The organism is Vibrio sp. PBL-C16, from assembly GCF_034321865.1.
Taxonomy (GTDB): domain Bacteria; phylum Pseudomonadota; class Gammaproteobacteria; order Enterobacterales; family Vibrionaceae; genus Vibrio; species Vibrio alginolyticus.
On sequence record NZ_JAXLNY010000002.1, the window covers coordinates 2,667,269 to 2,689,057 of the forward strand.

At 45.4% G+C, this 21,789-nt stretch carries 21 protein-coding genes; 6 read left to right on the forward strand and 15 right to left on the reverse strand.

Features of this window, described 5'->3' with window-relative positions:
- Positions 1–591: a phosphoheptose isomerase gene (locus UQW94_RS20445; protein WP_005372901.1), complete on the forward strand. Its 591-nt coding sequence runs from the start codon at positions 1–3 to the stop codon at positions 589–591.
- Between the two features lie 21 nt (positions 592–612).
- Positions 613–1,281 carry a BON domain-containing protein gene (locus UQW94_RS20450; RefSeq protein WP_213867132.1) on the forward strand — a complete coding sequence of 223 codons (669 nt, stop codon included), beginning with the start codon at positions 613–615 and terminating at the stop codon, positions 1,279–1,281.
- Positions 1,282–1,352: 71 nt separating this feature from the next.
- On the opposite strand, the gene sspB is transcribed toward UQW94_RS20450, so the two are convergent.
- The 8 genes from sspB to zapE form a co-directional block, all read right to left on the reverse strand.
- Positions 1,353–1,838, reverse strand: a complete 486-nt coding sequence (sspB, locus tag UQW94_RS20455; RefSeq protein WP_005387408.1) for a ClpXP protease specificity-enhancing factor — start codon at positions 1,836–1,838, stop codon at positions 1,353–1,355.
- A 17-nt stretch (positions 1,839–1,855) separates the two neighbouring features.
- Entirely contained in the window at positions 1,856–2,491 is a 636-nt protein-coding gene (gene sspA / locus UQW94_RS20460; protein WP_005372897.1) for a stringent starvation protein SspA, read from the reverse strand.
- Between the two features lie 96 nt (positions 2,492–2,587).
- Positions 2,588–3,325 carry a cytochrome c1 gene (locus tag UQW94_RS20465; protein WP_005372881.1) on the reverse strand — a complete coding sequence of 246 codons (738 nt, stop codon included), beginning with the start codon at positions 3,323–3,325 and terminating at the stop codon, positions 2,588–2,590.
- A complete protein-coding gene (locus tag UQW94_RS20470) occupies positions 3,322–4,587 on the reverse strand; it encodes a cytochrome b (RefSeq protein WP_005372880.1) in 1,266 nt (421 codons plus the stop codon). The genes UQW94_RS20465 and UQW94_RS20470 overlap by 4 nt, the downstream gene beginning before the upstream one ends.
- Positions 4,587–5,177 carry a ubiquinol-cytochrome c reductase iron-sulfur subunit gene (gene petA / locus UQW94_RS20475; protein WP_005372877.1) on the reverse strand — a complete coding sequence of 197 codons (591 nt, stop codon included), beginning with the start codon at positions 5,175–5,177 and terminating at the stop codon, positions 4,587–4,589. Before petA ends, UQW94_RS20470 begins: the two co-directional genes overlap by 1 nt.
- A 693-nt stretch (positions 5,178–5,870) precedes the next feature.
- Positions 5,871–6,263, reverse strand: a complete 393-nt coding sequence (rpsI, locus tag UQW94_RS20480; protein ID WP_005372876.1) for a 30S ribosomal protein S9 — start codon at positions 6,261–6,263, stop codon at positions 5,871–5,873.
- Between the two features lie 15 nt (positions 6,264–6,278).
- Positions 6,279–6,707 (reverse strand): 50S ribosomal protein L13, encoded by a 429-nt coding sequence (gene rplM / locus UQW94_RS20485; protein WP_005372872.1) that lies wholly within the window; start codon positions 6,705–6,707, stop codon positions 6,279–6,281.
- A 251-nt stretch (positions 6,708–6,958) separates the two neighbouring features.
- On the reverse strand, positions 6,959–8,062 hold the full coding sequence (zapE, locus tag UQW94_RS20490) for a cell division protein ZapE (RefSeq protein ID WP_005387411.1): 1,104 nt from the start codon (positions 8,060–8,062) through the stop codon (positions 6,959–6,961).
- A gap of 203 nt (positions 8,063–8,265) precedes the next feature.
- Between zapE and zapG the strand changes: the two genes are divergently transcribed.
- From zapG to degS, 3 genes are all read left to right on the forward strand, one after another.
- Positions 8,266–8,709, forward strand: coding sequence for a Z-ring associated protein ZapG (zapG, locus tag UQW94_RS20495; RefSeq protein ID WP_005379861.1), 444 nt, complete (start codon positions 8,266–8,268; stop codon positions 8,707–8,709).
- 200 nt (positions 8,710–8,909) lie between these two features.
- Positions 8,910–10,277 carry a Do family serine endopeptidase gene (locus UQW94_RS20500; protein WP_025768400.1) on the forward strand — a complete coding sequence of 456 codons (1,368 nt, stop codon included), beginning with the start codon at positions 8,910–8,912 and terminating at the stop codon, positions 10,275–10,277.
- Positions 10,278–10,467: 190 nt separating this feature from the next.
- Positions 10,468–11,532 carry an outer membrane-stress sensor serine endopeptidase DegS gene (gene degS, locus UQW94_RS20505; RefSeq protein WP_017633606.1) on the forward strand — a complete coding sequence of 355 codons (1,065 nt, stop codon included), beginning with the start codon at positions 10,468–10,470 and terminating at the stop codon, positions 11,530–11,532.
- Between the two features lie 37 nt (positions 11,533–11,569).
- Here degS and parC read toward each other — a convergent pair whose 3' ends face one another.
- The 6 genes from parC to nudF form a co-directional block, all read right to left on the reverse strand.
- A complete protein-coding gene (parC, locus tag UQW94_RS20510) occupies positions 11,570–13,855 on the reverse strand; it encodes a DNA topoisomerase IV subunit A (protein ID WP_017633605.1) in 2,286 nt (761 codons plus the stop codon).
- 3 nt (positions 13,856–13,858) lie between these two features.
- A complete protein-coding gene (gene parE / locus UQW94_RS20515; RefSeq protein WP_005387417.1) occupies positions 13,859–15,739 on the reverse strand; it encodes a DNA topoisomerase IV subunit B in 1,881 nt (626 codons plus the stop codon).
- A 249-nt stretch (positions 15,740–15,988) separates the two neighbouring features.
- The gene (yqiA, locus tag UQW94_RS20520) at positions 15,989–16,573 is read right to left on the reverse strand and encodes an esterase YqiA (protein ID WP_017820245.1); all 585 of its coding nucleotides are present in this window, start codon (positions 16,571–16,573) and stop codon (positions 15,989–15,991) included.
- A gap of 47 nt (positions 16,574–16,620) precedes the next feature.
- The gene (gene cpdA, locus UQW94_RS20525; protein WP_005387419.1) at positions 16,621–17,427 is read right to left on the reverse strand and encodes a 3',5'-cyclic-AMP phosphodiesterase; all 807 of its coding nucleotides are present in this window, start codon (positions 17,425–17,427) and stop codon (positions 16,621–16,623) included.
- A 61-nt stretch (positions 17,428–17,488) separates the two neighbouring features.
- Positions 17,489–17,932 carry a DUF1249 family protein gene (locus tag UQW94_RS20530; protein WP_005379879.1) on the reverse strand — a complete coding sequence of 148 codons (444 nt, stop codon included), beginning with the start codon at positions 17,930–17,932 and terminating at the stop codon, positions 17,489–17,491.
- Positions 17,932–18,582 carry an ADP-ribose diphosphatase gene (gene nudF, locus UQW94_RS20535; protein WP_017633602.1) on the reverse strand — a complete coding sequence of 217 codons (651 nt, stop codon included), beginning with the start codon at positions 18,580–18,582 and terminating at the stop codon, positions 17,932–17,934. The genes UQW94_RS20530 and nudF overlap by 1 nt, the downstream gene beginning before the upstream one ends.
- A 229-nt stretch (positions 18,583–18,811) precedes the next feature.
- On the opposite strand from nudF, the gene tolC reads away from it, so the two are divergent.
- Positions 18,812–20,140: an outer membrane channel protein TolC gene (gene tolC / locus UQW94_RS20540; RefSeq protein WP_005379884.1), complete on the forward strand. Its 1,329-nt coding sequence runs from the start codon at positions 18,812–18,814 to the stop codon at positions 20,138–20,140.
- A gap of 178 nt (positions 20,141–20,318) precedes the next feature.
- Here the strand turns inward: tolC and hldE are convergent, their stop codons facing one another.
- Positions 20,319–21,749, reverse strand: coding sequence for a bifunctional D-glycero-beta-D-manno-heptose-7-phosphate kinase/D-glycero-beta-D-manno-heptose 1-phosphate adenylyltransferase HldE (gene hldE / locus UQW94_RS20545; RefSeq protein WP_017633601.1), 1,431 nt, complete (start codon positions 21,747–21,749; stop codon positions 20,319–20,321).
- Between the last annotated feature and the right edge of the window lie 40 nt (positions 21,750–21,789).

Genomic DNA, 21,789 nt, shown 5'->3' on the forward strand with positions numbered 1-21,789 from the left:
ATGCTAGATAGCATTAAAGACAGCTTTACAGAAAGTATTCAAATTCAAATCGCAGCAGCAGAGGCGCTGCCTGATGCCATTACTCATGCAGCTCAAGCGATGGTGTCGAGCCTGCTTAATGGCAATAAAATTTTATGTTGTGGTAATGGCGGCAGTGCTTCAAACGCTCAACAATTTGTTTCTTGTCTTTTAAACCGTTTTGAAACTGAGCGTCCTAGCCTACCAGCAATGGCCTTAACCGCCGATAATACCACCCTAACCGCAGTGGCCAACGATTACCACTACCAGGAAATCTTCTCAAAACAGGTACGAGCGTTTGGTCAACCAGGCGACATTTTGCTTGCCATGTCAACTAGCGGTAACAGTAAAAATATTATCAAAGCGATGGAAGCAGCCGTAACTCGAGACATGACGATTATCGCGCTAACAGGAAAAGATGGCGGAGAGATGGCAGGACTGCTCGGTGAGAACGACGTCGAAATTCGTATTCCATCACACCGCACTGCACGTATTCACGAAGTACATATGGTAACACTCCATTGTCTTTGTGATCTTATTGACCAGGTGCTTTTCCCTGCTCACGAAGAGTAACCAAGACTGAGAATCAGAATTATGATACGTAGCCTCGTTATCTTATTAACAGCATTGAGTTTAAGTGGTTGCGCAGGTTTGTTTATCGCAGGTGCAGCAACCACAGCGAATATTGTCACGGACACACGCACGACAAAACAAATCTGGCAGGACAATAACATTGAATTCGAAGTTGCGGCGATCGGCAATAAAGCACCGTTTAAAGGTGAAGTGCGTGTCGTTGCCAGTTCATATAATGGGACTGTAGTCCTTATGGGACAAGCTCCGACACAAGACCTTATCCTTGCTTTAGAGCGAAGAGCTAGAGAAGTTAGTGGTGTAAAAGTCATACACAATCAAATCAAACAAAAAGAGCCACTCACTGTTACCCAGATTAGCAATGACAGCTGGATCACAACCAAAGTAAAGTCAGCTTTGCTTACTGATTCTGAACTTAATGGTGTTAAGGTTAAAGTGATCACCGAAGATGGCGATGTTTTTCTGTTTGGTTATGTCACACCAGAACAAGGCGATCGAGCGACAGAAATCGCGCGTAATATCTCAGGCGTAAAACAAGTCATTAAAGGGTTCCAATACGGCGAAATGGAGCCTGTTGAAGTGGACTTACCGAATGACGGTGTACAGACAATAGAAAGTGAGGTAAGCACAGAAAATGAAGAGAACGTCGAAGTCTTTACGATTAGTGAGTAATTTCCAAAGTCTGGCTTGAAATCATCTTCAACAAGTTAAAAAGAAAAAAGCAGCGTAACGCTGCTTTTTTATTATTTAATCACTCTTAAGCTTGGTTTGCCTTTTGGTCGAGGAGCATCGTCCTCTTCGGCATCTGAATCAGAAACTAACTCAGAAGGCTCATCGCTAACCGTTGTGAACGATGGGGATGATTCTTCCTCGGTCATCGCTTCTTCTTCGATGTGAGTGTACGCTTCTTCTGGTTCAAACATAGTACCAGCACCATTCTCACGTGCATAAATAGCTTGAACAGCATACACAGGCACGATCACTGAGTGCGGACGACCGCTAAAGCGAGCATGGAAGGTAATCGCATCATTACCTAACTCAAGATTACCCACTGCACGTGGCGCAATATTCAAAATAATTTGACCATCTTGAATAAATTCAACCGGGACACGCACCCCTGGCATTGTTGCATCCACAACCAAGTGAGGAGTCAAGTCATTGTCTACTAACCAGTCGTAAAATGCGCGAAGCATATACGGGCGGCGAGCAGTCATTTTTGCAATATCCATAACGTGTTTTAAATCGCTTAGCGAACTAGGCGCATTTCACGTTCAGCTTCAGTCAAAGAAGCAAGGAACGAATCACGTTCAAATACGCGGTTCATGTATACCTTGATTTCTTTTGAACCAGGGCCAACAAGATCGATACCAAGTTGAGGCAAACGCCACAATAGTGGAGCTAGGTAACAATCGATCAAGCTGAATTCTTCGCTCATGAAGTACTCATATTCAGCAAAAATTGGCGCTAACGTCAGAAGATCATTACGCAGCTTTGTGCGTGCTTTTTCTGATTCTTCCGCATTACCTTTCATCACTTTTTCAGCGAGTGAATACCAGTTGCGTTCGATACGGTACATCATCAAGCGGCTGTTGCCACGAGCAACAGGGTAAACCGGCATTAGAGGTGGATGAGGGAAGCGCTCGTCCAAGTACTCCATGATGATTTTTGAATCGTAAAGAGCTAGCTCACGGTCAACAAGAGTTGGCACTGATTTATATGGGTTTAGCTCAACAAGCTCAGCAGGAAGGTTTGCTTCGTCAACAAGCTCAACTTCAACACTTACGCCTTTTTCAGCTAGTACAATGCGAACCTGATGGCTATACAAATCTGATGCACTTGAGAAAAGAGTCATCACAGAACGTTTATTGGCAGCTACAGCCATGGAGCCCTCCAGTACACTTACAAATAAAAACAATGGAGGCTAAGCCTCCATTGTACATCAATTAAAATTGGGAATTAGCACGGTATTTTAGCACAATTAATGCACATCGCGCCAATACTCTTTCTTGAGCATCACAACAACGATGGTTAGAAGCACTAAGAAGCCCATTACCCACCAGCCTAAAGCATGACGCTCAAGCTGCACTGGGTCACCTGAATAAACTAAGAAGTTAACGAGATCGCCAACCGCTTTGTCATATTCGCCTTCACTCAGCTCACCCGTGCCATCGGTTTCAGTACCAACAACAACTTGTACTTCTTCGCCATCTACGATTTTCGTATCGTAAATCGGCGTCGGGATGCCCTGTAGCTCTTCAAGTACATGCGGCATACCAACACTCGGGAAGACGATGTTGTTCACGCCGAATGGACGAGATGGATCAACATAGAAAGAGCGTAAGTAAGTGTATAACCAATCAGCACCACGAACTCGTGCAACCAACGTAAGATCTGGTGGTGGAGCACCAAACCAGTTTGCCGCTTGCTTCGGTGGCATAGCATTGACCATTAGATCACCGATTTTCGCTTCAGGATTGAAAATCAGGTTTTCTTTCATTAAGTCTGTTGGAATTTCCAAGTCTGTTGCTACACGCTCGTAACGCTGGTATTGCGTAGAGTGACAAGCAAAACAGTAGTTCATGAACAACTTCGCGCCGTTTTGTAGCGAAGCTTTATCCGTAAGGTCAACATTCGCTTTATCAAGCGGAACGTTAGCCCCCGCTGCCATCGCTAGTGATGGCAACATAGCAAATAGAATTACAATCCACTTCTTCATTTGAATGTCACCCTCTCTGGTAATGGTTTGGTTGCTTCATTTTTGCTGTAGAAGAACAGCAACACAAAGAACATGAAGTAACACAAGCTAAAGATCTGAGATAGTAGTGTGTACGTTGGTGTCGCAGGTAACGCACCTAAAATACCCAGAGCGATAAAGGCGATAGTGAACTGTACAATATTCAACAGATGAAGTTTGCTACGGTAACGGTATGAACGAACTTTACAACGATCCAACCAAGGTAGAACAAACAGCACTGCAATTGACGCGCCCATTAGGATAACACCTAATAGTTTGTCTGGAACCGCACGTAGGATTGCGTAGAACGGCGTGAAGTACCATACCGGAGCAATATGCTCTGGTGTCTTCAATGGGTTTGCAGCTTCAAAGTTAGGCGGCTCAAGGAAGTACCCACCCATTTCTGGGTTAAAGAACAGCACGTAACAGAAGAAGAACAAGAAACCAGCAACACCGACCAAGTCCTTAACCGTGCCGTACGGATGGAAAGGAATCGAATCAATGATGTCATATTTCTTCGTGTAGTAATCGTGGAACTTGAATTGCGTTTTGTAATCGTCGCCCATTGAGCCTTTTGGCAGCTTAGTTTCGATACCATCCGGGTTGTTTGAGCCTACTTCGTGCAGCGCCAATACGTGCAGAACAACAAGAAGAAGCAAAACAATAGGCAGGGCAATAACGTGTAGTGCGAAGAAACGGTTTAGCGTTGCACCAGAGATGATGTAGTCACCACGAATCCAAAGCGTTAGGTCATCACCGATAACAGGAATAGCACCAAACAGGGAAATGATTACCTGCGCACCCCAGTATGACATCTGACCCCATGGAAGTAGGTAACCCATGAACGCTTCAGCCATGAGAACAAGGAAGATCAACATACCGAAGATCCACAATAGTTCACGAGGTTTTTGGTATGAACCGTAGATCAAACCACGGAACATGTGAAGATACACAACAACGAAAAACGCTGACGCGCCAGTGGAATGCATGTAACGCAGAAGCCAACCGTACTCTACATCACGCATAATGTATTCGATAGACGCAAATGCACCGTCACCTGAAGGAACATAGTTCATCGTTAGCCAAATACCCGTTAGGATTTGGTTAACAAGAACCAGCATCGCCAGAGAACCGAAAAGGTACCAAAAGTTGAAGTTCTTAGGCATTGGGTATTCAGACAAATGCTTTTTATAAGCATTCATTGCAGGAATACGCTTTTCAACCCAATCTAACATTGCTTGCATTATGCATCTCCCTCATCAACACCCACAATGAGCTTGGTATCGCTCAAATACATGTGCTTAGGAACGACAAGGTTCAACGGAGCAGGTACTCCTTGGAACACTCGACCAGCCATGTCGAACTTAGAACCATGACAAGGACAGAAGAAGCCAGATCTTACGCCCTGCACCTGCTCTGAGAAAGAGTCAGGTAGATAGGTTGGTGAACAACCTAAGTGGGTACAGAAACCAACTGCGACGAAAAACTCTTCCTTAATCGAACGAAACTCATTCTGAGCGTACTCAGGCTGCTGCTCCATTTCAGATTGTGGATCGCGAAGCTTATCACCGATCGATTTTAAGTTATCCAGAACGCTTTGAGTGCGGCGAACAATCCATACAGGTTTTCCCTGCCACTCAACACGAACCAGCTGACCTGGTTCAATTTTACTTATATCCACTTCAACCGGTGCGCCCGCCGCTTTGGCTTTAGCACTCGGATTCCATGATTTGATAAAAGGCACGGCGACGGCGACTGCCCCTAACCCACCAACAACTGCCGTTGTAGCGGTTAGAAAACGCCTGCGACCGTTATTTAAAGGCGCGTTGCTCATCCAAACATTCTCCCATTTGCTCCCTTTGGATCGTTATTATTCCGCTTATAAGAGCATGGCTAACAAATAATGAATTTAGTTCTATTTATTGGAGGGAAATGATAAAGAAAACCCTACTTTTTGACAAGATAAAGCTACCTTTTTGTAACATTTGTGAGGCAAATCGCTCGCGTCGTCACAAAAGCGGCAGAATTATAAAAAATTGATGTGATTTGTAACAAGAAAGCACCACATAGAAGCCCCGCTGAAAGCGGATAAAACCTTTTATCTTGGTAGTTTTCAGTTAATTACACAGAGAAATATTTCGTATTACGCGTTCAGCTTACTGTGTTTATATTTTCAATTTTGTAGCACGCAGAATGCTCAAAAAGGAACGTAAGTCATTTTAAAACATGTTACAGGAAGAATAAGATACAAAGACATTCCTGCTGATGAATACATCTATGCTGCATCGCAAGAGAAAGCGTGGTGAGTCGCGATTAAATAAGGCACACATATAAAACGGCACTGACAACCTTTCGACGAAGAGGACGAATAAGAAGGCCTGCTCGGAGTGTGATGATAAGTGAAGGCTGTTCGTTGCTTGAAGACAAGTATGATGTCTTTAAATACAAAAAAGCCCGGCATAGAGCCGAGCTTTTGGTACACAGTTTCCAGAGTAACTCTGAAAGCATAATTCCCGATAAGAGGAAATTAACGCTTAGAGAACTGTGGACGACGACGTGCTTTACGTAGACCAACTTTCTTACGTTCAACGCAACGAGCGTCACGAGTAACGTAGCCAGCTGCGCGTAGAGCAGGACGTAGAGACTCATCGTATTCCATAAGCGCGCGAGTGATACCGTGACGGATAGCACCAGCTTGACCAGAAATACCGCCGCCTTTAACTGTTACGTAAAGGTCTAGCTTTTCAGTTAGTTCAACTAGCTCTAGAGGTTGTTGTACAACCATACGTGCTGTTGGACGACCGAAGTATTCGTCAAGGTTACGCTTGTTTACTACAATGTTACCGCTGCCTGGTTTAATGAAAACACGTGCAGCTGAGCTTTTGCGACGGCCAGTGCCGTAGTATTGATTCTCTGCCATTTTCGAAATCCCCAATTAGATGTCTAGTACTTGTGGTTGTTGAGCAACATGGTTGTGCTCAGCGCCCGCGTAAACTTTTAGCTTACGGTACATAGCACGGCCTAGAGGACCACGTGGAAGCATGCCTTTAACTGCAAGCTCAAGAGCCATCTCAGGTTTACGATCGATCAACTTTTCAAAAGTGATAGATTTTAGACCACCTGGGAATTCAGAGTGACGGTAGTACACTTTGTTCTTAGCTTTGTTACCAGTTACAGCAACTTTCTCAGCGTTGATAACGATGATGTAATCACCAGTGTCAACGTGAGGAGTGTATTCAGCTTTATGTTTGCCACGTAGGCGAGATGCAATTTCACTTGCTAGACGGCCAAGAGTTTTACCTTCAGCGTCTACAACGTACCAGTCGCGTTTTACAGTTTCTGGTTTAGCAACGAAAGTTTTCATGCTAACAATAACCCGTTAATTAAATTTTAAACTTTAAAGGAACACCCAATAGTGCTCCCACACTGTCTAAGAGCCCAGTCATCACCCCTTCGAGTCGTTGGTACTCTCGACCTTCAATTTCGAAATAACTTCGATAATCAGGTCTGCAGTAACGGTGGGTCGCAGGATTATAGAGAAGAGCGAAGAAAAAATCACCTTTTTTTGCGCCAAATCACTAATTTTTTCTTCACTTTTTTAAGAACCCATTGGATCTAGGCCAAATGTTCACGCGCGAGATACTCATGACTTTGCATCTCAGTAAGCCGAGACAAACAGCGCTTAAATTCGAACTCTAACTGCCCGTCAGTATATAAGTCGGCCATTGGCACTTCAGCAGAAATAATCAACTTAACATTGCGCTCGTAAAACTCATCGACTAGCGCGATAAAGCGTCTCGCCGCATCATCTATTTTTCGGTTCATTTGTTGAACATCTGCCAGTAATACAGTGTGGTAAATACGAGACAATTCAATGTAGTCATTTTGACTGCGAGCAGTTTGACACAACTGAGCAAACGACGCATGCAGCACCCCGTCGCTTGCTTCAATCACCGCTAGTTGACGGTGGTTAACTTCGATTTGATGAGCAACAAACTGACGCTCTCCAGTCAGCTGCTGATAATATTTGTTAAGGTTTATGCTAGCCTGCTCATCAAGCGGGTAATGGTATATTTCAGCCTGTTCTAACGTTCTTAAGCGATAATCAACGCCACTATCGACATTCAACACTTCACAACGTGCCAAAATCATATCGATCGCGGGCAAAAAGCGCGCTCTTTGCAAACCGTTACGATATAAGTTCTGCGGCTCGATGTTTGAAGTCGCGACTAGGATCATCTGCCGCTTGAACATTTCTTGAAGTAGCGTTGCAAGGATCATCGCATCAGTAATGTCGGAAACAAAAAATTCATCAAAGCAAACCACATCTGCTTCTTCTTTAAATTTATCCGCCACTTTTGATAGAGGATTTTCGACATCACCTAACAGCTTCAACTCATCATGTACTCGATACATAAATCGATGGAAGTGGACGCGCATTTTTCTTTGGGTCGGTAAAGCATCAAAAAATGCGTCCATAAGGTAGGTTTTACCGCGACCTACCCCACCCCAAAAGTAAAGGCCTTTTGGTGGTTCAGGCTTGTCGATTTTTTTCCCCATTAGCTTTTGCCATTTGGAAAGCTGAGGCACAGGCGCTGACTGAAATTCAACGATAGCATGGTAAAGCTTGTCTAATGCAACGACCGCTTGATACTGAGCTTCATCACGCTGAAACCCGTGTTCTGCTATGTCTTTTTGATATTGTTGTAGTGGTGTCATCGTATTAAGTCGTATAGAGGTATAGAGGTATAGAGAAAAGGGTTACCTCGGGGTCAACTTTGAGAATAGAGAGAAGTAGTTATCAGTCCCCGAAGACATACTGCTATTTTTCTTTATCGGCTGTTCAAGCCATAGTAACATGGACGAGCACCGCGTGTAACTAAGTAGTAAAAGACTTGTTAAAACAACTATAAGGAGCAGTTATGCCTTGGATTTATGCCATTGTGGGTTTGCTGGTCGGTACAATCGTAGGCGTAGTCATTAGTAGACTAACCACCCCTGAATACAAGAAACAAAAGTCTGTGCAGAAAGAACTTGAAGCGGCCAAGTTTGAATTAGAGCAACAACGTCAAGAGCTCGTCGATCATTTTGCACAAACCGCAGAAATGTTGGACACCCTAGGTAAAGATTACACCAAGCTATACCAACATATGGCCAAGACCTCTTCTGAGCTTTTGCCAAACTTACCAGAACAAGACAACCCGTTTGATAAGAAAACGGCAATGTCGTCTGAAACTATTGCAGAAGATCAACCAGAGTTTAACGAACAACCAAAAGACTACGCTAATGGCGCCACCGGTCTTTTGAAGGATCAAGAGAAAGAAATCATTAATGCTCCCGAAGCGGTAACCGCAAAAGCATCATAATCCTCTCTTACTTCTATCTAGGGCCGATACATTTGCATCGGCCCTTTTTTGAACTTTTTCACCTCACCTTCGCTCTAACTTGGATGTGCACTGCCTCCCCTTTTGATTGTCCGAACTAGACCCTATATTAGTTATTAACAAAGTGAACTAACCGTTCGGATATTTCTTTTTGGCAGACATGTTTCAAGAGGAGTTATTGGATGAAAAAACCACTGCTTGCGCTCACCGTTCTATCTCTGAGTTTGGGTTCGATTATTGCCCCAGTTCAAGCCACTGCCGCATTACCTTTGAATGTGGATGGCCAACAGTTACCTAGCTTGGCACCAATGCTTGAGAAGGTGACCCCAGCTGTTGTGAGTATTGCTGTAGAAGGTAAACAAGTACAAACCAGCCGCATTCCCGAGCAATTTCAATTTTTCTTTGGCCCAGACTTTCCTATGGAACAAAGGCGAGAGCGCCCGTTCAGAGGTTTAGGTTCTGGTGTCATTATTGATGCGAAGAAAGGCCATATTGTCACTAACTACCACGTGATCAAGGGGGCAGATGAGATTCGAGTTCGCCTCTTTGACGGGCGCGAGTATGACGCTACGCTCGTTGGCGGTGATGAAATGGCCGATGTTGCGTTACTTAAATTAGAGAAAGCGAAAAACTTAACGCAGATTAAAGTCGCGGATTCCGACAAACTGCGTGTCGGTGACTTTACGGTTGCGATTGGTAACCCATTTGGACTCGGTCAAACTGTGACTTCGGGTATTGTTTCAGCCCTTGGTCGTAGTGGCTTAAACGTTGAAAACTTCGAAAACTTCATCCAAACCGATGCCGCAATTAACAGCGGTAACTCTGGTGGTGCATTGGTCAACCTTAATGGTGAGCTGATCGGTATTAATACTGCGATTTTAGGCCCTAACGGCGGTAATGTGGGTATTGGCTTTGCGATTCCATCAAACATGATGAAAAACCTCACCGATCAAATTCTAGAGTTTGGTGAAGTCAAACGCGGCATGTTGGGTGTGCAAGGTGGCGAAGTAACCTCTGAGCTAGCTGATGCATTGGGTTACGAGTCGAGTAAAGGGGCCTTTATTGGTCAAGTCGTACCGGACAGCGCAGCCGATAAAGCAGGGTTAAAAGCCGGTGACGTAATTGTATCGGTGAACGGCAAAGCGATTAATACTTTCTCAGAGCTCCGCGCAAAAGTGGCAACACTGGGCGCAGGTAAAGAAATCACATTAGGTGTGGTTCGAGATGGTAAGAATAAAACCTTTGATGTAACGCTTGGCGAATCTACGAATATGAAAGCTAAAGCGGAGACATTACATGAGGGACTCAAAGGTGCGGAATTAAGCAATACAACACCAAGTGATGTAATCCAAGGTGTTAAAGTATCGAGCGTTGCAGATAACTCTCCGGCTGCTCAATATCAATTACAACAAGGTGACATTATTATCGGTGTGAACCGTCAACGAGTGAAAAACCTTGCCGAGCTTCGTACAATCGTAGAGAAACACAAAGGTGTACTGGCTCTTAATATTCAACGTGGTGAACGTACTATTTACCTTGTCATTCGTTAACCACTTTCAAAGTGATAGAAAATAAGGTTTTCGATGCATAGTACTGAGTGATAAGGCTCGATCACTTTTCCTTATCGCTCAATAACTAATGAAAAGGGCAGCGCGATGACGTGCTGCCCTTTTGTTATTTTTCAATGTAATGCTATTCTTCATCTTCGATGCCATTTTGGCGCTCACGCATGGAGAGGATATGCTCAGCTTTTTATTACGTTCTGTCTTTTTAGGCTTGGCTACTGCCGCAGTGGTATTACTGGCGGTTCCATCTTTGCGCAACAACGTAATTCCTGCCGCGCTTGATCCTCAACCTGTTAATATCGCATCAGTCGAGTTGACGTTTAATCAAGCGGTCCGAAGAGCAGCGCCTGCAGTGGTAAACATCTACAGCCGTAAGTATGTTGAGAATGATCGCAGTAAACTCTCGACTCAAGGTCTGGGGTCAGGTGTCATTGTTAGTGAGAAAGGCTACATCATTACTAACTATCATGTGGTTGCTCAAGCTGATCAAATTGTTGTGGCATTACAAGACGGCAGAGCCGCAGCGGCTCAGCTCGTAGGGACAGATAAACGTACTGATATAGCCGTGCTGCGTGTCGAAGGTTCGAATTTGCCCGTAATCCCTCTAAACTCTAATTACAAACCACAAGTGGGCGATGTAGTACTAGCCATCGGTAACCCATACAACCTTGGACAAACCACAACGTTCGGCATTATTTCTGCCACAGGTCGTTCATCTATTAGCGATGGTCGTCAAGCATTCATTCAAACCGATGCCGCCATCAATGAAGGTAATTCTGGTGGAGCCCTAGTGAACACACAAGGCGAGCTCGTCGGCATTAACACCGCCTCTTTTCAGCAAGCGACAGACTTAGAAACTTACGGTATTTCTTTTGCGATCCCTGCGCCGCTAGCCAGTAAGATCATGCAGAAAATCATCGCTGATGGCCGCGTGATTCGTGGTTATATTGGAATCGACGGCCAAGACATTAATGCGGTCACTGCTCGCTTACTTGGAAATGAACACATAGGTGGTATTGTCGTACTTGGTATTGATCCAAATGGCCCAGCAAATGCGGCTGGCTTTCAAAAACAAGATATCATTATCAGTATTGATGGCAATAAGGTTCAGGGGCGTCAGAGCGTTATGGATATCGTCACCGATTTACGGCCTGGCACCACCGTGGATGTCGGCATTATTCGCAAAGGAAAAGAGATGACCTTGAAAGTCACCATTGCCGAAGACAAGCAAGAAGCATAAAAAATCCCAGCCATTGGCTGGGATTTTTATTTGTGCGTTACTCGCTATCGCTCGGTGTTTCCGTCGTATCGGAATCATCTAGCTCAACTTCAATGCGAGTGACTCGCTGCAAACCTCTCGGTAATAACCCACCTCGGCGACCACGTTCGCCACGGAAGTTATCAAGGTCAGACGGTTTAAGACCCAACTTTCGCTTACCCGCGTACAGCGTTAACGATGCACCTTTTGGTAAAGACATTAAGTGAGATAGTACTTCTTCTCGCTCTTTTGCTTTAGCTGCAGGAATGTTGATGATCTTATTCCCTTTACCTTTCGCCAGTTGTGGCAAGTCTTTGATTGGGAACAGCAGCATGCGACCTTGGTTAGTGATTGCTAAGATTTCATCAGAGTCTAAATCTTCAATCTCTTTTGGCGTCATGATCTCAGAGTTGGCAGGTAAAGTGACGAGCGCTTTACCACTGCGGTTTTTAGACAGCAAGTCCGCGCCTTTACATACAAAGCCGTAACCTGCATCTGAACCCACCAGCCACAGCTGATCTTCTTCACTCATGATGACTTGGCGAATACTGCTACCAGCCGTAATATTCAAGCGACCGGTAATCGGCTCACCTTGACTACGAGCAGAAGGCAGTGAGTGCGATTCCAGAGAGTAACTTCGACCGTCACTACCTAGGAATACCGCAGGCTGATTACTCTTACCTCGAGCATGCGCTAAATACTTATCACCCGACTTATAGTTTAAGCCTTCGGCATCCACGTCATGGCCTTTCGCGTGACGAATCCAACCTTTCTCAGAAAGCACAACCGTGATTGGCTCACTTGGTACGAGGTCACGTTCAGTCAGCGCTTTTGCTTCTGCACGCTCAACCATTGGAGAGCGACGGTCATCACCGTATTTCTCTGCGTCTGCTTTGATTTCTTTTTTCAGTAGTGTGTTCAGACGACGCTCAGAACCGAGTAGCTGTTCTAGCTTCTCACGCTCTTTCTCTAGCTCATCTTGCTCACCACGGATCTTCATCTCTTCTAGTTTTGCTAGATGACGAAGTTTGGTATCTAAAATTGCATCCGCTTGGATATCGGTAATACCAAAGCGTTCCATCAGCACCGCTTTTGGATCGTCTTCAGTACGGATGATCTCAATCACTTCATCTAGGTTGAGGTAAGCAACCAACAAACCTTCCAAGATGTGTAGACGAGCCATTACTTTGTCTAGGCGGTGTTGTAGACGACGACGCACAGTCGTACGACGGAACTCGATCCACTCAGACAGAATTTGCACCAGACCTTTAACTTGAGGACGGTTATCCAAACCAATCATGTTCAAGTTAACGCGGTAACTGCGCTCAAGATCCGTTGATGCGAACAAGTGGTTCATCAACAAATCACAATCGACGCGGTTTGACTTAGGCACCACAACGATACGCGTTGGGTTCTCGTGATCCGATTCATCGCGAAGATCGTCAACCATTGGCAGCTTCTTCGCACGCATCTGGTTAGCGATTTGCTCAAGCAGTTTGGCACCCGATACTTGGTGAGGCAAAGAAGTGATAACAATATCAGAACCTTCTTTATGCCAAACCGCGCGCATTTTGATGCTGCCACGACCGTTGCGGTAAATCTTCTCGATATCCGCTTGCGGCGAGATAATTTCTGCTTCTGTTGGGTAATCCGGACCTTTGACATACTGCATCACGTCCGGCAGTTCTGCTTTCGGGTTGTCGATCAAATGAATAGTCGCATCTGCGATTTCACGAACGTTGTGCGGTGGGATGTCTGTTGCCATACCAACGGCAATGCCGGTTACACCGTTGAGCAGGATGTGAGGCAGACGTGCTGGCAACATTTGTGGCTCTTTCATTGTGCCATCAAAGTTAGGTTGCCATTCAACCGTGCCCTGGCCAAGTTCGCCAAGCAATACTTCAGCAAACTTAGACAGTTTTGCTTCGGTATAACGCATTGCCGCAAATGATTTCGGATCATCTGGCGCACCCCAGTTACCTTGACCATCCACTAATGGATAGCGGTAAGAGAATGGCTGAGCCATCAATACCATCGCTTCGTAACACGCTGAATCACCGTGCGGATGGTATTTACCTAGCACGTCACCAACGGTACGTGCAGATTTTTTGTATTTTGCTGATGCAGAGAGACCAAGCTCTGACATCGCATAAATGATGCGTCGTTGAACCGGCTTTAAGCCATCACCAATGTATGGCAAGGCGCGGTCCATGATTACGTACATCGAGTAGTTCAGATAAGCGTCTTCAGTGAACTTGCGCATTGGCAATTGTTCGACGCCATCGTAGGTAATTTCTGTAGACATCCGTTACACCTCTGCCAAGTCGCCGTTGTTTTGTAGCCAAGAACGACGGTCATCTGCACGCTTTTTACCTAGCAGCATGTCCATCATTTCCATGGTCGCCGTAGAGTCGTCAATGGTTAACTGCACTAAGCGACGCGTGTTCGGATCCATGGTGGTTTCACGCAACTGAAGTGGGTTCATCTCACCCAGACCTTTGAATCGTTGCACGTTGATTTTGGCTTTCTTCTTCGACAAGCGCTCTAAAATGCCATCTTTTTCATCATCATCGAGGGCGTAGAACACTTCTTTCCCGCAGTCGATTCGATACAGAGGCGGCATCGCCACATAGATATGACCCGCTTCCACTAGTGCGCGGAAGTGACGAGTAAATAGAGCACAAAGCAGCGTTGCGATGTGAAGACCATCCGAGTCCGCATCGGCAAGGATACAGATCTTACCGTAACGAAGACTCTCGAGGTTGTCGCTATCTGGGTCAATACCCAAAGCAACGGAGATATCGTGTACTTCTTGAGACGCAAGAACTTGATCGGCAGAGACTTCCCAAGTGTTCAAGATCTTACCACGCAGTGGCATCACGGCTTGGAATTCACGGTCACGTGCCTGTTTTGCCGAGCCACCCGCAGAGTCACCCTCCACAAAGAAGATTTCCGTGCGACTTAAGTCCTGTGCAGAACAGTCGGTCAACTTACCTGGCAGTGCCGGGCCAGAAGCCACTTTCTTACGTACGACTTTTTTCGCCGCTCGCATACGACGATGCGCGTTAGCGATACAGACTTCTGCCAATTGCTCTGCGAGCTGAGGCTTTTCGTTCAACCAAAGACTGAACGCATCTTTTACAACGCCAGAGACAAATGCCGCGGTTTGACGAGAAGAGAGACGTTCCTTGGTCTGGCCTGCAAATTGTGGATCTTGAATTTTAACCGACAGCACGTAAGAACAGCGGTCGAAAACGTCATCACCCGTTAGCTTCACACCACGAGGTAATAGATTACGGAACTCACAGAATTCGCGCATCGCTTCCAACAAGCCTTGGCGTAAACCATTAACGTGTGTACCACCTTGAGCGGTTGGGATCAGGTTAACGTAGCTTTCGGTGATCATCTCACCGCCTTCTGGCTGCCAAATTACCGCCCAGTTTGCCGCTTCAGTATCCGCCAAGAACTCACCAGTAAATGGTTCTTCAGGAATAACTGGATAGCCTTTTACACCTTCCGCAAGATAGTCTTTCAAACCATCTTCGTAGTACCACTTATAGTCTTTGCCATTAACTTTGTCGGTTAATGTGATTTCTAAGCCCGGACACAAAACCGCTTTTGCGCGCAGGTTGTTGACTAAGCGCGTCACAGAGAAGTTAGCCGAATCGAAGTACTTCGCATCAGGCCAGAAATGTACGCTGGTACCGCGATTGCGACGACCACATGTGCCAGTTACGGTCAGATCAGACACTTTCTCGCCGTGTTCAAATGCAATTTCATACACTTGACCATCACGACGAACTGTTACTTCAACGCGTTTTGACAACGCGTTTACTACAGATATACCTACCCCGTGCAAACCACCAGAGAATTGGTAGTTTTTGTTAGAGAACTTACCACCCGCATGTAGCTTACATAGAATTAGCTCTACGCCTGATACTTTCTCTTCTGGGTGGATATCAACAGGCATGCCTCGACCATCATCGATCACTTCGAGTGATTGGTCAGCATGTAGGATGACTTGTACTTTTGAGGCATGTCCGGCTAGCGCTTCATCGACACTGTTGTCGATAACTTCTTGGCCCAAATGGTTTGGGCGCGCTGTATCCGTATACATCCCTGGTCGGCGACGTACTGGCTCTAAGCCATTCAGTACTTCAATGGCACCAGCATTATATTGTTCAGTCATAATACGGAATTATTCTCAAAGTTTACTTGTTGCCTGAGTATCACCAATGGGCGTACCCATACTCAGGAAACGAAAAAGCCACCCTGTTCACATCACTAAGAGTTTGTAAACATGATGCATAACAAAGTAGCCAGGGTCCTCGACCCTTAAGATCTTTTGGCAAAACATAGTCGGAAAGCATACCGCCCATGTCAAGAAACGGTTGGATATATCAATAAAAACTATGAGCCTTTTCCAATCGCTTTCGAATTACAGTTCTAGAAATTCGATAATCTGTGCAGGATAACGCTCAAAGCCTACAAAACTGTGATCACCGCCTTGTTCTACTGTTTGCTTAGCGTCTGCAAACTTATCAACCGCTTGTCGATAGTCTAAAACCTCATCTTCTGTTTGTTGCAATAACCAAAAAGAATGTGGCGACGCGATGCTTTGTACATCAAGAGCTTTTAACTCGTCAATATGACAAGCTTCAAGTGTATAGGTTTCATGCGTATATGGGTTAGTTTGCTTACCCAAATAATCTACTAGCAACTCATAAGGCTTGACTGCGGGGTTGACCACTACCGCTTTAAACCCAAACTTGTCATTTAGCCACGTTGACATAAAACCGCCTAATGAGCTGCCCACTAGACCAATTTTATAGTCGTCTTTATATTGCTCGATAATATCCAACAACATTTTCGCCGCTTGCTGAGGATAACAAGGTAACTGGGGAACAATCACCTTAATATCAGGCCTATGTTGCTCGCAGTAGGCTCTCATCACATTCGCTTTCATGGAGAGTGGAGAGCTATTAAAGCCATGGATATAGAGAAGAAGTGAAGGTTTACTCATAGATATCTCGCACAAAAAAGCGAGCCCGAACAGAGAGCTCGGGCGCGTTAGTAGCCGTTAGAAGAGAAGTCTGGTTGGAACTGGCCATCAGGAAGCCGACCTACTTGGGTCGTAATATCGCCACAAGCGTGTAGTTGCAGCTCCCGCCAACCAGGCGAAGTGGTATCAAGGGCAAAATCATCCGAGTTAGGCTTAAACTGAACACAAGTTGAGGGTGTTGCCATCACTCGAATACCCTTGTGAAGCACATTCATATCTTGATGAACATGGCCACAGAGAATGCCTTTCACGTTATCAAAACGCTCGACAACCTGCCAAAACGCTTCGGCATCTTTTAAAGTATGTTGATCAAGCCACGCGCTTCCCACCAGTAACGGGTGATGATGCAACAAAACAAGTGTGTGTCTTTCTGGGTGTTCGGCTAGCTTTTCTTCGAGTAGCGTTAATTGCTGATCACTCAAGCGCCCATGAGGAACGCCAACAACTTGCGAGTCTAAAAGAATTAACTGCCAATGCTCGCCAAGCAACACATGCTCTGCGGCTTTGATTTGTGGCGAAGGCAAAACACTGCCCATATTAGGCTTGTAATCATGATTACCAGGTAGCCAAAAGCAGTCTTTCTCTAGCGGTTCAATGCCGTTGGCAAAGCGCTGATAAGATTCTGCACTATGGTCTTGGGAAATATCGCCCGTCGCCAAAATGTAATCAAACGCCACGTTGCGGCGTAAAACATCAGCAACAACAGCATTAAAGCTATCGACTGTTTTTACGCTTAGCAAACTTCCCTCATCGGCAGCAAACAGATGAGTATCCGTAATTTGTAAAAGTTTGATGCTGTCACTAGATGATTGCAAAATGAAAACCTGATTCGTCCACTATATCGTTATTTGTTATTTTCCTTTAGTGAAGTGACGATCAATTGAAGGCAAGTGGTGTTCTACTGATACCACTTCGTAAACAAAACGTCAGCCATTCACCGAGGAATGTGTTTAATTGATGCTTTTCATCTTTCTGCATCAGTTGGTCATTGGGATAATCATACTTAGCTTTTATGCGAGAGAACTCTCCGCTTGAGCATACTTCGGCTACTCTCGCATCATGATAAAGCCTGACAGACATCGTCGGTAAAGGAAACACTGGCGTTTCATCACTCTGACATATCTCAACAACTGTGGTGTATTTTGTGATTTCATTCACGGTCAATTGGTAAACCATGTTCGCCGCTTGGTAGCAACGTACATCCCCAACTTCAGCAGAAGCAGGCAATAAGGCATTCAATTTAGCGTAGTTGGTCTCATACGTTCTCATAAGACCAGCTAAATCAACATGATATCTCTGTTTTTCAGCCAATTGTGCCATTACTCACTCTCCACCGTTTGGGATAGTCCCCATTCTGACTTTAACTCTTGATGGTGTAATTGCAGCCATTGCAACGCAATAATCGACGCACCATTTTCAAATTTTCCGTCCTTCACCCATTGATACGCCGTTTCACGACTCATGACATGAACTCGGATATCTTCATTCTCATAGTCTAAACCATGAATGCCGTGCGCTTTAGACGCATCCACTTCACCAACAAAGACGTCTAGCTTTTCCGAGCAACCACCAGCCGAAGGATAATAGGACGTAACAGGTACAACGCGCCCCACCTGAATCCCCGCTTCTTCGACAGCCTCTCGACGAATTACGGCTTCAGCAGATTCATCGCGGTCAATCATACCGGCGACAATTTCTAGCTGCCAAGGGTGTTCATGTTCCAACGCGCCAATACGAATCTGTTCAATGATTACGACCTGGTCCGTCTTTGGATCATAAGGAAGCATCGCTGCTGCGTGACCACGCTCGAACATTTCTCGTTCGACAACTCCACTCCAACCACCAGCAAATAGCCTATGCTGAAAGCGGTATTTCACCATTTTGAAAAAACCTTCAAATAAGGTTTCTTTCGAGATGACTTTTACATCTCGCGAAGTAAAATCTTGTTGTTGTTTGTCACGCTGTTGCATTCAACACCTCTCTGAGTGAATCCTGTAGTTTACTCATTGTTATTCGCTTGCTCAAAGGACTTGGCTCAACTTTTTGTATAATAGTTACAAATTAATTTAAGTCTTTGCTAAAAATTTATTGCACAAGTGGATAATTACGTGTAAAAAAGTGCAAACTTTAGAGTAAATATCGTGCAAATTGAGTTAAACTACTGAGAATTAACCAATCTATGGACCGCGGGAATAGAAAATGAAAAAATTGCTTCCACTATTTATCAGTGCAGCGCTAGGTAGCATGAGTACGTCTGCGTTCGCAGACTCTTTGGCTGAAATCTACGACTTGGCAAAACAAAATGATCCACAATTGCTCAGTGTAGCAGCACAACGTGACCAAGCTTTCGAAGCAATCACCTCAAGCCGTAGTGCTCTATTACCACAAATTAACCTTACTGCGGGTTACAATTTAACTCGTGGTGATACTGAATACGATTCAAATCTAATTAGCGACGTATCAAACGATGGCAACGCACTAACCGCTGGCGTTAGCTTTTCACAAGCACTTTACAACCGCGCATCTTGGATCTCTCTAGATACTGCTGAGAAAAGTGCTCGCCAAGCAGACGCAACTTACGCAGCGACGCAACAGGCACTGATTCTTCGCGTGTCACAAGCGTATTTTGAAGTTCTACGCGCACAAGATAATCTTGTTTTCGTACGTGCAGAAAAAGCCGCGGTTGGCCGTCAACTTGAGCAAACTAAACAGCGTTTTGAAGTAGGTTTGTCTGCAATCACTGACGTGCATGACGCACAAGCTCAGTACGACCAAGTGCTAGCGGACGAAGTGTTGGCAGAAAACGCGCTCACTAATAGCTACGAGTCACTGCGTGAAATTACAGGCCAAGAGCACAAAGATCTCAACATTTTGGACACTGGCCGCTTCACTGCTAGCCCATCGACCGTACCAGCTGAATCGCTCATTGATGAAGCAAAAACCAAAAACCTGACCTTGCTATCTTCACGTATTCTTCAAGACATTGCGCGTGACAATATTTCACTAGCAAGCTCTGGCCACCTACCAACGCTCTCTCTAGATGGTGGTTACAACTACGGTGATACTTCTCATAGCTCTCGTGACAACACGACAGACAACTTCAATATTGGTGTGAACCTTGCAGTACCGCTATACACAGGTGGTAACGTAACCTCTCAAACCAAACAGGCTGAATACGCGTACGTGGCAGCAAGCGAAGATCTTGAAGCACAGTACCGTAGCGTAGTAAAAGATGTTCGCGCACAAAACAACAACATTAACGCCTCTATCGGCGCATTACGTGCGTATGAGCAAGCGGTTATTTCTGCACGCTCTGCACTAGAAGCAACAGAAGCTGGCTTTGATGTAGGTACTCGTACTATCGTTGATGTACTGGACGCGACTCGTCGTCTATACGATGCGAACAAAAACCTATCGAACGCTCGTTACGACTACATTTTAAGTGTTCTTCAGCTACGCCAAGCCGTTGGTACGCTAAGCGAACAAGACATCTTGGATGTTGATGCAGGTTTGAAAGCGGCAAAATAACCGCGAACTGAATACTTCAGGCCTTAATAAATAAAAAACGCCAGTTGAGTTATCAGCTGGCGTTTTTTATTACTTATAGTTCAGAGCCTATAAGTGTCTCTGAGCATCAAGTATCAAAAAGGCCGCACTTAGCGACCTTTATGAGCAAATAGCATTTCAATGCTAACAAACAGCAGGCTTAGCCCTTACCGCCTTTGATTGCATTAATGATTTCACTGGTCGAGCAGCCATCTTCAAAGTTCAATACACGAACTTCACCACCCGCCGCAATGACTTCTTTACCACCAGCAATCTCTTCTGGTTTGTAGTCACCGCCTTTTACTAGCAAGCTTGGTAGAACTTCTGAGATCAAACGCTGCGGCGTATCTTCACTAAATGGTACAACCCAATCCACAGCGCCCAAACCTGCCAACACCGCCATGCGGCGATCGGTTGGGTTTACCGGACGACCAGGGCCTTTAAGGCGTTTTACTGACTCATCGGTATTTACCGCAACGATTAGGCGATCGCCCAGTTCAGCAGCATGGTTTAAGTAAGACACATGCCCAGCGTGCAGAATATCAAAGCAGCCATTTGTCATAACGACTTTCTCGCCACGAGCTCGTGCTTTTTTCACCGCTTCGATCAGTGCTTTTTCTGAAATCACACCGTAATCCGTGTCTTGGCTGCCATGTACCGCTTCTGCTAATTCAATCTCAGAAAGCGTTGACGTGCCTAGTTTACCAACTACAACACCTGCCGCTGCGTTTGCTAGTGCACACGCTTCTTCAAATGATTTGCCTGCGGCAACAGACGCTGCCAATACAGAGATAACCGTGTCGCCCGCACCTGTCACGTCGTACACTTCTTTCGCTTGAGTTGGAAGGTGGAACGGTTCCTGGCCACGACGAATCAAGGTCATTCCGTTTTCGCTGCGTGTCACTAAAAGCGCTTCAAATTCAAACTCTTCAACCAAAGCCAGTGCTTTCTCTACTAGCTCTTGGTCAGATTTCACTTTACCTACAACGTCTTCGAACTCTTTCATGTTTGGCGTAAGAAGTGTTGCGCCACGGTAGCGTTCAAAATCAGCACCTTTCGGGTCAATGAAAACCGGAATATTTGCTGCGCGCGCTTTTTGAATGTATGCCTGAACATGCTCTAACGAACCTTTTGCGTAGTCAGACATAATCACGGCTTTAACGTTTGGCAGTGCGGCATCCATTCGAGATAACACTGGCGCAGAATCTGTGTTTTCAAACTTGTCTTCGAAGTCGAGACGAATAAGCTGTTGTCCACGGCTCATTACACGAAGCTTCGTAATCGTTGGGTAATCAGGCAGCGCAACGAAATCGCACTTCACATTGAGCGAGCTCAGCGTCTCCGTCAGCACTTTTGCAGGCTCATCTTCCCCAGTTAGACCAACAATGTGAGCATGGCCACCTAATGATGCGATGTTCATCGCAACGTTCGCAGCACCACCAGGACGCTCTTCATTGTTTTCTACTTTTACAACAGGAACCGGCGCTTCAGGAGAAATGCGCCCGGTTGGGCCATACCAGTAACGATCTAGCATGACATCACCGATGATGAGCACACCAGCGCTGTTGTAATCAGGTAGAATTGGTTTCATTGTTGGTCTCCAAAAATTAAATCGAAGTGAGTTTATCACA